Annotated in this window: 10 protein-coding genes; 3 read left to right on the top strand and 7 right to left on the bottom strand. The window is 70.8% G+C overall.

From position 1 onward, the window contains the following. Positions 1-4,341, bottom strand: a complete 4,341-nt coding sequence (locus ACIQMJ_RS19320) for an alpha-L-arabinofuranosidase family protein (RefSeq protein ID WP_499762341.1) — start codon at positions 4,339-4,341, stop codon at positions 1-3. 252 nt (positions 4,342-4,593) lie between these two features. Here ACIQMJ_RS19320 and ACIQMJ_RS19325 point away from each other — a divergent pair, with 252 nt between their 5' ends. Together ACIQMJ_RS19325 and ACIQMJ_RS19330 are read left to right on the top strand one after the other, a co-directional pair. After that, positions 4,594-5,313 carry a hypothetical protein gene (locus ACIQMJ_RS19325; protein WP_499762342.1) on the top strand — a complete coding sequence of 240 codons (720 nt, stop codon included), beginning with the start codon at positions 4,594-4,596 and terminating at the stop codon, positions 5,311-5,313. A gap of 347 nt (positions 5,314-5,660) precedes the next feature. After that, a complete protein-coding gene (locus ACIQMJ_RS19330; RefSeq protein WP_499762343.1) occupies positions 5,661-6,512 on the top strand; it encodes a trypsin-like serine protease in 852 nt (283 codons plus the stop codon). A 90-nt stretch (positions 6,513-6,602) separates the two neighbouring features. On the opposite strand, the gene ACIQMJ_RS19335 is transcribed toward ACIQMJ_RS19330, so the two are convergent. Continuing rightward, complete coding sequence (locus ACIQMJ_RS19335; protein ID WP_499762344.1) at positions 6,603-7,211, bottom strand: GIY-YIG nuclease family protein; 609 nt, start codon at positions 7,209-7,211, stop codon at positions 6,603-6,605. A 166-nt stretch (positions 7,212-7,377) separates the two neighbouring features. Between ACIQMJ_RS19335 and ACIQMJ_RS19340 the strand changes: the two genes are divergently transcribed. Beyond that, entirely contained in the window at positions 7,378-10,122 is a 2,745-nt protein-coding gene (locus tag ACIQMJ_RS19340; protein ID WP_499762345.1) for a PKD domain-containing protein, read from the top strand. Between the two features lie 122 nt (positions 10,123-10,244). On the opposite strand, the gene ACIQMJ_RS19345 is transcribed toward ACIQMJ_RS19340, so the two are convergent. The 5 genes from ACIQMJ_RS19345 to ACIQMJ_RS19365 all read right to left on the bottom strand — a co-directional run bounded on the left by ACIQMJ_RS19345 (position 10,245) and on the right by ACIQMJ_RS19365 (position 12,275). Further along, positions 10,245-10,523: a hypothetical protein gene (locus ACIQMJ_RS19345; RefSeq protein WP_499762346.1), complete on the bottom strand. Its 279-nt coding sequence runs from the start codon at positions 10,521-10,523 to the stop codon at positions 10,245-10,247. 37 nt (positions 10,524-10,560) lie between these two features. After that, entirely contained in the window at positions 10,561-10,746 is a 186-nt protein-coding gene (locus ACIQMJ_RS19350; RefSeq protein ID WP_499762347.1) for a hypothetical protein, read from the bottom strand. Between the two features lie 17 nt (positions 10,747-10,763). Next, positions 10,764-10,964, bottom strand: a complete 201-nt coding sequence (locus tag ACIQMJ_RS19355) for a hypothetical protein (RefSeq protein ID WP_499762348.1) — start codon at positions 10,962-10,964, stop codon at positions 10,764-10,766. A gap of 67 nt (positions 10,965-11,031) precedes the next feature. After that, positions 11,032-11,823: a DNRLRE domain-containing protein gene (locus ACIQMJ_RS19360; RefSeq protein ID WP_499762349.1), complete on the bottom strand. Its 792-nt coding sequence runs from the start codon at positions 11,821-11,823 to the stop codon at positions 11,032-11,034. Between the two features lie 29 nt (positions 11,824-11,852). Next, positions 11,853-12,275, bottom strand: coding sequence for a DNRLRE domain-containing protein (locus tag ACIQMJ_RS19365; protein ID WP_499762350.1), 423 nt, complete (start codon positions 12,273-12,275; stop codon positions 11,853-11,855). Between the last annotated feature and the right edge of the window lies 1 nt (position 12,276).

The following is a 12,276-nucleotide window of genomic DNA, read 5'->3' on the forward strand; positions in this document are numbered from 1 at the left end:
TCACCCTCTCCTCGGCTTGGTGACCCGCACGACCACGCTGGTCTGTGAAGGGCTGTGCTTGCCGTCGCCGACGTAGCGCACCACCAGGGTGTGCTCGCCGACGCTCAAGCCGCTGGTGTCGAGGGACAGCCTGGCGGTCCCGCCGGTCAGCGTCGCCGACGCCAGCGGCCCGGACGACCCCAGCAGCCGGACCTCGCCGGTCGGCGTCGTGCCGCCGGACGTGCCGACCTGCACGGTCAGCGGGACGACGGTGCCCTGATCGACCTTCGGCTTCGACGGCGTCACCGTCGTCGTGGTCGACTTCAGCTGCGCCTGCTTCGCGGGCACCACGACCGTCCCGGGCTCCTCGGTGTTGCCCAGCCGGTCGACCGCGCGGAACCGCACGGCGGTCTCGGCGTCCCCGACCACGACCGGGGCCGTGTAGGGCTGCCAGTCGGCCGTGCCCACCTGCGTCTCGATCCGGTCGACGCCGACGCCGGAGTCCGCGGCGCGGACCGCGACGGTGCGCGCGGCGCCGTCCACGGTGGCGTTGGAGACCGGCGCGGCGCTGTCGATGCCGAACGTCACCGGCCGGACCGCGCCGACGTTGCCGGCCGCGTCCACGGCGCGGACCTCCACGGTGTGCTGACCGTCGCCGCCGACCCGGACCTCCGTGCCGGCCGCCCACGCGCCGCCGTCGACGCGGAACTCGACCCGGTCGAGCTCGCGGTCGTCGGTGGCCGTCGCCGACACGGTGACCGGGTCGCCGTACCAGCCGTTGACCGTCCTGCCCCGCACCGTCACGTCGTCGACCACCGGGGCGACGCCGTCCGCGGTGTGCAGCCGCAGGAACGTGATGGAGTGCGCCGGGAAGTCGTAGCCGAAGTCGTTCGACAGCCCGCCGATCCGCCGGGTCGTCGGCACCACGTTGGTCGGGTCGGCCTTGGTGTTGGTGTCACCGGGCGCGCCGGTCATCTGGGTGACCTCGCCGTCCGGCAGCACGCCCGCGTCCGCGACCGTGACCCGCGTGCGGACCGTCTCGGCCGAGGTGTTGACCACCTTGGCCACGATGTCACCGCTGGCCTCGTCCCGCGTGACGACCTGGAACAGCTTCTCGTCCGCGCCCGACTCGTAGGTCATCTGGAGCTCGCCGTTGAGGTACAGCGAGATGGTGTTGCCCGCGACGACCACCTTCACGCGGTAGGTCGCGCCGGTGTCCACGCTGTGGCCCTCGACGGACTTGACCTCGACCGCGCTGCCGCCGGAAGCCTTCTGGAGCACCGAGCGGGTGTTGTTCCAGCCGCCGAGGTTCCACCAGTAGAAGTCGTTGGTGGCCTTGGCGCCGAACCCGATCAGGAAGCCCTCGGCCCCGGACAGCTTCTTGGCGTCCAGTTCCAGCGTGTAGTTCGTCCAGCCCTTCGCGTACGCGTCGTCGATGATGCTGCGCGCGTCCGTGGTGGTCGCCGACGACTGCACGTACTGGCCGTTGGTGACGGCCCAGCTGCCCGCGGCCGGGTTCCACTGGTCACCGTTGGCGAAGTCGTCGGAGAACAGGGTCTCGCCGTTGGCATTGGACGTCACCCGCACGTTGTCGTAGGCGGCGGCGGTGTTCCAGGTGGACAGGAAGATGCCGCCGTTGACGACCGACTGGTTGACCGAGCCGGTGAAGGTGCTCGGCACGACCTCGTCGCCGACGTTGTCGCCGAACATCTTCTGCACCTCCCAGTTGGGGGTGTTCCAGGACTCGTCGTTGTCGAACCAGATGGCGTCCGGGTTCCACTGCACGTACGACTCGTTGGACAGCAGCGGCGCGTAGGAGGCCAGCCTGACCACGTCGGCGTTGCGCTGGAGGCCCGTCATGTACGACGCCTCGACCAGGGCGTTGTAGAACGTGTTGCCGCGCGAGGCGTACTCGCCCAGGAACACCTTCGGACCGTTGCGGTCGTAGGTGTCGTAGCGGTGGTTGTTCAGCAGGAACCAGTCGGGGTCGTTGTAGTAGTGCTCGTCGACCATGTCGACGTTCTGCCGGCGGTTGAAGTCCCACAGGGTGTCGAACCGCGCGCCCGCGTCGTCCGGGCCGGAGTTGGAGATGATGGTGATGTCCGGGTACCGCGCCTCGATGGCGTCCCGGAAGGCCGGGAAGTTCGCCTCGAAGGTCGTGGTGTTCTCCTCGTTGCCCAGGCCGATCATGTCCAGCCCGAACGGCTCCGGGTGGCCGAGCGCGGCCCGCTTCGCGCCCCACTCGGTGGTGACGTCACCGTTGGCGAACTCGATGAGGTCGAGCGTGTCGTCGACCCAGCGGGCGATCATCGCCGGGTCCTTCATCTCGGGGATGGTGCTGCCGCACCCGTTCGCGCCGACCGACACCACGGGCAGCGGCTCCGCGCCGAGGTCCTCGGCGAACTTGAAGTACTCGAGGTAGCCGATGCCGTAGGACTGGTTGTAGCCCCAGAAGTTCCAGTTGGTCGGCCGCTCCTCGACCGCGCCGATGGTCTCCTTCCACTGGTAGGTGCGGCGGCGGTCGGTGTAGCCGCTCTCCTCGTAGGTGCGGAACGTGCCGACGTTGGTGACGCAGCCGCCGGGGAAGCGCAGGAACTTCGGCTTCATCGCGGCGATCTTCTCGGCCAGGTCCTTGCGCAGCACGGACTTGCCGTTGACCGGGCCGACCCAGCGGTCCTGCGGCATGACCGAGATCATGTCGAGGCCGACGGTCGAGGCCGCGCCCGCCGTGACGACCAGGCGTGCGGCGTCGGACGTGCCGGTGGCGGTCAGCGTCACCGGGTACTGCTTCCAGGTGTCCGAGCCGTCCACGGCCACGGAGCCCTCGGCGTAGGTGACCGCGCCGTCCGCGCTGAGCAGGCGGACGGCCAGGTCCTGGGCGGTCGTCGTGCGCGCCCACACCGAGGCGTCGTACTTCGCGCCCGCCTTGACCGCGAAGCCGCGGTTGTAGCCGAGGTTGCGCAGGCCGTCGCCGGGACCGTCGGCGACCAGCCGGAAGTGGTTGCGGTTCAGCGCGTTGAGCCGGGTGTCGTCGTTGACGACCAGCGCTTGCGGGGCCGCGCCGCCGCCGTTGACGACCTCCCAGCCGGTCATGCCGGTGAAGCTCGCGTTGTCCGAGGAGTTGAACTCGAACGACCGGTTGCGGACCAGCTCGGCGTAGAGGCCGCCGTCGGCCGCGTAGTTGATGTCCTCGTAGAAGATGCCGAACATCGTGTCGCTGATCTGCGCGGCGGACGCGTCGCCGTCGATGGCCAGCTCCGCCTCGGACGTGCTGACCTGCGCCAGCTTGAAGCGGACGGCGGAGGCTTTGTCTCCGAACGCGAGCGGGTTGCCGCCGCCCGCGTAGCCGGTGCCGTCGGCGTCGCGCAGGAACAGCTCGCCGCCCGCGGCGTCGGTCAGCCGCACGGGCGTGGCCGCGCCGCCGGTCTGGCCGAGCGCGAGGCGGCCGTCGGTGACGACGACCGGGCGGTCGCCCTCGGCGGTGCGCAGGTGGACCGTGCCGTCGGCCTGGGCGGCCGCGGTGAACACCAGGGTGGACAGCGGCGGCTCGGGCGAGAGGGCCAGTCCGGCCGCCGTCTCGACCAGGTGGGAGCCCGCGGTGTCCTTCATCGAGAACGTGCCGCTCGGCTGGATGTCGCGGCCCGCGGCGGCGGTGACCCGGAAGTCGTCGAACGCGGCGTCGAGCGCCGTGCCGTCGAGCGCGCCGAGGGCGTAGACGCCGACCTGCGTCGTCCGGAACGCGACGGTGACGGACGAGGCGTCCACCCACGCGCCGGCGGCGTTCTTGTACCGGGTGGTGATGGTGTCGCCGACCCGCTGCAACTGCAACGTCTCGCCGGTCGAGCCGGGCCGGTCGACGAACCGCTCGGCGCGGAACACCGCGGCGGTCTCGACGTCGTTCTCGATCGCGATCCCGGACGGTGCCAGCGTGCCGACGTAGGTCAGGCCCGAGCGGACGTAGTTGTCCATGTCCTGCCAGGCGATCAGCCCGGCGCCCTGGTAGGTCTTCGCGACCGGGGCCCGCACGGTCACCTCTGCGGTGAAGTCGCCCGCCGGGACGTCCACCACGAACACGTTCCGCGCGGTGTTCACCGCCTGGTAGGTGTCACCGGTCTGGCCGGTGACCCGCAGTGCTCCGTCGCGGAGCGACCAGGCGCCCGGGTCCTCGTTGACGACCTCCCACTCCGGCCGGAGCGCCGTCGAGGCGAAGTCGTCCGTCCACGTCTCTCCTTCGACAGCCCCCGCGCTGGGGGCGGCCACCGCGGAGAGCGTGACCCCGAGGGTGACCGGCAGAGCCGCGGCCACCAGGGCGCTGATCCACCGTCGGCCGGGTCTGCCGCCCGACCGCTGCGCTGTCGTCATGAGGGGTGCTCCACTCTGAGTTCCACCGCCGTAGGAAAAGCCAGCGTTTACCAACCGGGAGTGTGAGCGTTAACATATGGCACCGTCAAGGGATGACGGCCAACGATCAACTTATGGCCAGGCTTGGGCGCTGCCGCTAGTGAGCGTTCACATATGGTCGCTCGCCGGCACCGGCGGACCTGGGTGCGCGGTGATCGCCGGTGGCTGCGTACAGTCCGTAGCCGGATTCCGGGGTGACCATGGGGGGTCGTCGTGCGCGGTGTGGTGGCGGTGGCGTGTGCCGTCGTGCTGGTGGCGGGGTGTTCAGCGCAGGCGGAGTCGCCTCCGGCGCCCACTGAGGACCGGTCGGCGACCGCGGCGGCGGCGGTGGAGAGGCTGGCGCTGCCGGAAACCGTGACGGCGGCGGCGGGGCTGACGCCGGTGGGCGCGCCCGAGCTCGGAGTGCAACCGCTGGTCTCGTGCCCGGACCCGGCGCTGGTGCCGGAACTGGCGACGGCGACACCGGCGACGGCGACACCGGCGACGGCGGGCCGGACCCAGCGCTGGCAGTGGACCGCCCCGGACGGCACCACAGCCGACTACTCCCTCTACAGCGCGGTCTACGACGGCATCACCGCCCGTGAGGCCGTCAAGCAGGCCCGCGCGATCACCAAGTGCTACCCGCACCAGCCGGACCCGACGTGGTTGAACCGCCAGCTCTACCAGGAGCAGTCCTTCCCCTCGACCAAACCCATGGTCGACGACCGCTTCGGCTTCTGCGTGCGGCGGGGCGCGATCGACTACACCGAGACGGTCGAAGAGCACCTGGCCCCCGACGCGAAGACCGTCTGGGACTGCGCCGCGTTCCTGGCCAAGGGCTCCAAGCTGCTGCGCCTGACCAGCGTCGAACACCACCGCCGCACCGACCCGCTCGACCAGCCGGGCGTGCGCACCCTGGGTCAGAGCCTGGTCGACCTGATCGTGGCCCCCTGACCTCACCGCCCGCCACGAACGCCTCCACCCGCACCACGCCGGCCGGTCGTGATCCGGTCCGGTGGGAGTTCCGGCAAGGCGGGCAGCTCGACCGTCGTCCCACGAGATGGCGCCGGCCGGGCTCCCGGTCCGGGGGAGCTCTCCGACGGGGAATCGTCGACCGGGTGGGGCACCGGCTCACCACCATCCGCCAGGCCATCCCGGACAGCACCTCGTCGTTCGACGCGAGGACGGTCCCAGCCGTCACGCCGCTTCCCTGGCATCTGTCAACCACCACCAGTCGGTGCCATCCGCGCGTCCGAAGGAGTTGAATCCCGGAACTACGCCGCTTGGAGCAAGGAGTGCACATGCGCACAGCAACCGTGGCCGCCGCAGTCGTCGCGCTGGCCGCCGTGACCGCTTCGCCCGCTTCCGCGATCAACACCTACAACGCCGTCCCCGCCCCGGAACGCACCGAGGTCGGCGCTCTCGTCGCGACCTGGGACAACGACGACAACCCCGCCACCCCCGACCGCGTCGACTGGGTGTGCAGCGGCACGATGGTCGACGCGGACACGTTCCTCACCGCGGCCCACTGCGTCGACGGGTGGCCGGCCAACGTCAGGTTCTACGTCTCCCTGCTCCAGGACGTGCAGTCCGCGCTCGACACCGCCACGGGCACCCCGGCGCAGAAGGCGGCGGCCGTCGGCGTCCAGGGCGTGGCCCACGCCGATCCGGCCTACCCGGGCAACTCGGCCGACGCGCACGACATCGCCGTCATCGAGCTGCCCGCCAAACAGGTGGCCTCCCGCTGGCGCTTCACCCCCGCCACCCTGCCGACCGCCGGCAAGCTCGACGCGTTGGGCCCGAAGGCGCTCGACGCCACCGAGTACACCGTCGTCGGCTACGGCACCGAGGAAGCCCAGAACGGCCCCGGCGGCCAGACCCACCCCGGCGGCGGCGTGCGGATGAAGGCCCCTCTGGGCTTCAACGCGCTCAACAACACCTGGCTGCGCCTGTCGATGATCGAGTCCCAGGGCAACGGCGGCGCGTGCTACGGCGACTCCGGCGGCCCCAACTTCGCCACCGTCGACGGCCGCCGCGTCCTCGTCGCCACCACCATCACCGGCGACGCCCCGTGCTACGCCACCAACGTCGTCTACCGCCTGGACACCCCCTCCGCCCGCACGTTCCTCTCCCCCTTCGTCGCCCTCCCGTAACCCGGACGACCACGCACAGCGCTGGTCCGCAGCCGACGACCAGCGCTGTGCGAGCGGCCACGACCCCGGAGCGCCGCGAACCGCAAGCGATCAAGACGTGACGGGAAGTGCGCGCGCCCGTCGCTTGTGCTCGTCACGCAGCGCACGCAACGACAGGTAGTACGGGCTGTGGGCGTTGTCGGCGATGTTCAGCGGCAGGACCTCGCGCTTGATCAGCTCGTGCTCCAGCTTCCACGGCTCGTCATCGAGGACGAACGCCACCCGGGCGTGAGCGCCCATCCACTCGCTGAGCGCGGCCTCGCCCGCCTTGGTGAACGTCAACCGCGTCCCGCTGCCCACCCGGCGCAGCTCGATGCCCAGCTGCTCCGCCAGGTGACACCCCAGCGTCAACCGCAGCGTGGAGCCGTAGGCGTTCCCGCCGAAGTGGTAGCCGACCCGCCGGCGGAGGTGCTGCCGGCTCGGCCGCGCGCCGTTGCCCGGAGGGGCCTTCGGCGCGATCCCCACGTACAACAGCGTCCCGAACTCGCCGACCCGGCACCCCGCGGTCGGCACCCCCGGCGGCACCTCGTCGAAGTACCACGCGTAGACACCCGGCCGGGCCGGCACCACCGAGCCCTTCGACATCGCCTCCCCGCGCGCGTACACCCGCTCCGGGCTCAGCAACCCCTTCGCCGCGTCCGCGTACACAGCGTCTTCCACCACGCTCCTCACCTGAAGCCCCGCACATCACAGACGCCCAACGATGTACCACAGCGGCACCGCGATCCGGAGCAAACCGGTCGGACGCGCGACGCACCTCGGTCATACTGGGCGCCGGTCTCGTGACGAACGTGCCGAGCCGCCGTGCGTTCCCGAGGAGACCCAAGTGCGCCTGCCGACCATCGCCGCAGCAGCGGCGTTCGCGGTTCTCGCCGGAGTGGTGTCGGCACCGGCGGCGCAAGCCGCGGCCACCACGCTGCACGTGCGCGACATCGCGGCCTGCTCCGACACCGGTGACGGCAGCGTGACGACGCCGTTCTGCACCGTGCAGGCAGCCGCCGACGTGGTCGAGCCGGGGCAGGTCGTCAACATCAACTCCACGCGCGACCAGACCGTGACCATCACCCGGTCCGGGACCGCCGAAGCTCCGATCGTGTTCGAGGGCGGACCCGTGCGGCGTCCGTCGGGCAGCACCTCGCCGACGATCACCGTGCGCGGCGCCCACGACGTGACGCTGCGGGGCATGACCGTCCAAGGCGCCACCGCCACCGACGCCGTCGTCATCGACGGGTCCAGCCGGGTCACCCTCGACCGCGGCACGATCCGCCCGGACGCGTCCCCCTACAGCAACGCGAACTCGGTGCGCGTCACCGGCGGGTCCACGGACATCACGGTCAGCCGCACGACGTTCGAAACGCGCGGCCGGGCCGTGTACGCCGACGGCGGGGCCCGCGTCACGGTCACCGGGAACACGATCACCTCGCTGGGCAACTTCGGCGTGATCGGCGAGAACGTCGACGCCTTCGCCGTCACCGGCAACACCTTCCGCGACTCGTGCCTCCGCGCGGTCGTGGTCACCGGCGGGACCACCGGCTCCTCGATCCAGAACAACGTCATCACCGAGATGCTGTCCTCCTCGGTCAGCAGCTACTGCCCCAAGGGACCGGTGCACGCGCTCGAGGTCGACAGCGCGGCAGCGCCCGGTACGACGCTCGACTACAACATCATCTACATGTACGGGAACCTGTACCGGTGGGCGGGGACGGCCTACCAGACCCCCGCCACCCTCCAGGCCGCCACCGGACAGGGCGCGCACGACCTGCAAACGGACCCGAACAAGGGCACGCCTGCCGTCGACTCCGGCAACGCCGACGCGCCGGGCGTGCTCGACCTGGCCGTCAACGGCCCCCGCGTGGACAACCCGCAGGTGCCCAACACGGGGGCGGGTGCGGTCGCCTACGTCGACCGCGGCGCGCGGGAGTTGCAGGACCAGCTCAACTCCGGGTCCATTCAGGTGTCCGCGTCGCAGGCGCCGGTCGGTGGTGCGGTCAGCGTCAGCAGCTCCCTCAGCTCCGTGTGGAAATCGCCCTTCACCTGCGCGATCGACTTCGGCGACGGCACGACCACCTCGGGGTCGTGCTCGGCGTCCCACGCCTACGCCACGACCGGCGACTACACCGTCAAGGTGACGGCGACCAGCGAGTCCCGGCTGACCAGCAGCACCTCGCAGCCGCTCAAGGTCGTGCCGGCCGGCGGGACGCTGCACCCCAGCCTGACCGTGAACAACCACGGTGGCATGACGGTGACGTTCGAGACCGACTCCGGCGGCAGCCCGTGGAACATCGCCCGCAGCACCTTCGACTTCGGTGACGGCGAGACCGGGACCGTGACCGGCGGGGCGGGCTACCACCACTACAAGCGGCCCGGCACGTACCAGGTCCGGGCCACCGTCACCGACGCGGGCGGCAGCACCGCGACCGCCGTAACGAGCTACACCACGCTCAGCTCCGGCTACGTCACGCACGGGCCGACCCGCTTCCTGGACACCAGGGCGGGCATCGGCGCGCCCGGTCAGAAGGTCGCGCCGTACAGCACCGTGCGGCTCTCGATCGGCGGTCGCCACGGGGTGCCGGTCGACGTGGCGGCGGTGGCCATGAACCTCACCGTCACCAACGCGGAGGCCGACGGGTACCTCACCGCCCACCCCACCGGGCAGGCCAAGCCCAACGCGTCCGTGGTGGACTTCCGCGCCGGCGGGACCGTGCCCGGGTTGACGACCGTCGCGGTCGGCGGCGGCCACGTCGACCTCTACAACGGCAGTCCGGGCACCGTCGACCTGATCGCCGACGTCACCGGCTACTTCGCCCGGGTCACGACGGCTGAGGGCTTCACCGCCATCGACCCGAGCCGGCTGCTCGACACGCGCAACGGTCAGGGGATGGTGTCGCCCGCACCGGTCGTCGCCGGCCAGGTGTTCAGCCAGCGGGTCGGCGGCCACTACACCGGCGGCGTGCCCAGCCACGCGACCGCGGCACTGCTCACGGTGACGGTGGTCGACCCCCGCGCACCGGGTCACCTGACGCTCTACCCCTTCGGCGAGGCCACCCCGCAGACGTCGAACCTCAACTACACGGCCGGGCAGACCATCACGAACTCCGTGGTCGCACCCCTCGGTCCGGACGGGTACCTCGCCCTGTACTCGAACGCGACCACGGACGTCGTCATCGACGTCGTCGGCTACTTCGCCCCGTTCGGCAGGAGCTACCTCCTGCCCGTGGCACCGTTCCGCGCGGTCGACACCCGCACCGGCATCGGCGGTCCCGCCGGCGCGCTGCCCGGCCGGTCGAACACCCAGTACCCGCTGGACCAGGGCGCCCCGGCGCTCAGCTACACCCCTGACGCGGTGATCTTCAACGCGAAGGTCGTGAACCCCCGGCGCGACGGCTTCCTCACCGCTTCCCACCGGGACCCCGCCTACTTCGAGCCGACTTCGGCGACGCTGAACTTCACCCCCGGCGCGGTGACCAACAACCTCGCCGTCACCCAGTCCTCGAGGGCCGGGTTCTACAACGGCAGCGACGGCGAGCTGGACCTCGTGGTCGACGTGACCGGCTACTTCTACGGGTACTGACGGAAAGCCGCCCACACCGTCACCCGATCCGGAAGGACCCGACCACCCCGAGCCCGCTGAGCACGCCGACCACTGTCGCCATCGAGCACCCACCGCCGACCAGACCCAGGCCCGGCGGCGCGTCACCGCGACGGAGGTGAGGCCGACCGCTGCCCAGAGCCGAGGACGGGCATCACCCGCCGCAACCGGTCCACCCGCATCGCCACCAGCGGCAACACCGCCGCCACGACGATGATCGCCGCACCACGCGGCGACTTCGGACCGAGCACGAAGTATGCGCGGCCTGCCTCCTCCGCGGTGGCGCGTTTCAGCCGGCGCAGGTCGTCCACGTGCACGTGCAGGGTGTGGCGGCGGACCGAGGTTCCGGCCGGTCTGTTGCCGGTGAGCTCGGTCTGCGACACGACGAGGTTGCACACCACCACGCCGTCGCCGATCTCGTCACCGACCTAGCCAGATGAACGCGGACTCGTTGATGACGTAGTCCTCGCCATCCCGCCATGCCCGACCGGTGTACCCGCGCGCCTTCGCCGTCTCACGCAGCGCGACGAGCTGGTCGCGCGTCACCGTGCGCAGGTCCGGCTCGCGGGCACGCAGCAAGTCGGCGGCCCACCGGCGGATGCTCATCCCTTGATCCGTTCTCGTCACCAGGAACCCCACAGCGGGATCTCCTCGTTCCACCCGATCCTGCCCTGTCCGGCCCGGTTCAACAGCTCGTAGACCCGCTGGTTGCCCTGGATGATGGTCATCGTGCCGTCGGAGTTGCGGTTGACCTTGATCTGCTCGTCGGGGTTGCGCGAGTTCCGGGCGATGTTCAGCAGGTCGCTGTCCGACGCGTTCGGCACGTTGCTCCCCGGCCGCGGCGTGGCGTGGCGTCACCGTGCTTGAGCTGCCCGGAGTGCCGCGCCGACGTCACCACCCGGCGTGCTCCACGGTCGCCGTCGACGCGCGGTTCCACGTCGCCTGGTTCTCGGTGAAGGACCTGGTCAACGGGTGGCCGTCGAACGTCGCCCCGCTGCCGTCGCTGTAGAAGCCCCACAACGCCAGGTCCGCGTCCACGATCCGCGCACCGGCCGGGATGGCCGACAGGTCGTTCCACCTGACCACCGCACGGGTGCGGCCGTAGGTGGTGGAGCTGTTGCCCACCATCAACCACGGCTGACCGCCGATGGCGTCAAGGTTCGCGTCCGGGCGGTTGGAGGACAACGCGGTGTCGCTCGCGCCGCCGTGGAACACCTGCGTCGTCAGCCCGGCCTTGGGCAGCCTGGTCACCTGCGTCGGACCGGGGATCACCTGACCGTCACGGGTCTTCACCGCGACCATGTAGTAGTAGGCATTGCCGAACGGGTCCGCGGAATCCGCGGGCGTAGGCCGGGCCGTGGTGTCGGTGAACGAGGTCGTCGTCGGTGCGAGCGGGGCGATCAACGTCGACGCCGACGGGGTGAAGCTCTGGAACACCGTGCGGTGCAACTGGTACTCCACCACGTCGTCCGCCGGGTTGTTCGGGTCCGGGTCCGCGTACGGACTCCACGCCAGCTCCGCACCCGTCGCGTGGATCTTGGTGGGGTACTTCAAGTCCACGCTCGGGCGGCCGTAGGTCAGCACCAGCTTCGGGCTGTTCTCGATCTCACCGTTGTAGGCGTACTCCGCCGCCTGGTAGATCGCGCCACCCCGGTTCAGCGCCCCATCGGTCGACTTCACCATCAGGCGTGGTTCACCGCCGACCCCGACACTCACTGCCGGGCGATGTCGCGCACGTCCCACTCGTGCCAGACGTTCCCCACGCCCGCCTGCTTGGTCGCCGTGGTCGACCCCGCCTCGGCGAACGCGGCGTTGACCCGGTTCCACGTCGCGGTGTCCTCGGACCACCCCGTGACCCGACGCACCTCGTGCACGTTGCTGTTCGCGCCCGTCCACAGCTCCGAGTCGTAGTACAGCCGCAGCGTCGCCGACGTCAGGTTCGTCCCCGCCGGCACCACCGACGTGTCGAACTTCAGCAGCGACCGCGCCTTGCCCCAGGAGTCCGTGCCAACGGAGAGCTGGTAGCTCGTCCCGTCGTTGCGGTCCGGCGTGTCAGACCAGATCTGCACGTCCTGGCCGGTCGTCGGCGTCGGCTGCAACTTCGAGAACCCGCGGACCTCATGCCGTGGTGGCACG

Origin of the sequence: Actinosynnema sp. NPDC091369 (genome assembly GCF_044757065.1) — a bacterium.
Classification (GTDB): Bacteria; Actinomycetota; Actinomycetes; order Mycobacteriales; family Pseudonocardiaceae; genus Actinosynnema.

Bases quoted from the DNA above. Each gene is read 5' to 3' on its own strand.
- ACIQMJ_RS19320 (WP_499762341.1), bottom strand. From the start codon at position 4,341: ATGACGACAGCGCAGCGGTCGGGCGGCAGACCCGGCCGACGGTGGATC.
- ACIQMJ_RS19350 (WP_499762347.1), bottom strand. From the start codon at position 10,746: ATGAGCATCCGCCGGTGGGCCGCCGACTTGCTGCGTGCCCGCGAGCCG.
- ACIQMJ_RS19360 (WP_499762349.1), bottom strand. From the start codon at position 11,823: ATGGTGAAGTCGACCGATGGGGCGCTGAACCGGGGTGGCGCGATCTAC.
- ACIQMJ_RS19330 (WP_499762343.1), top strand. From the start codon at position 5,661: ATGCGCACAGCAACCGTGGCCGCCGCAGTCGTCGCGCTGGCCGCCGTG.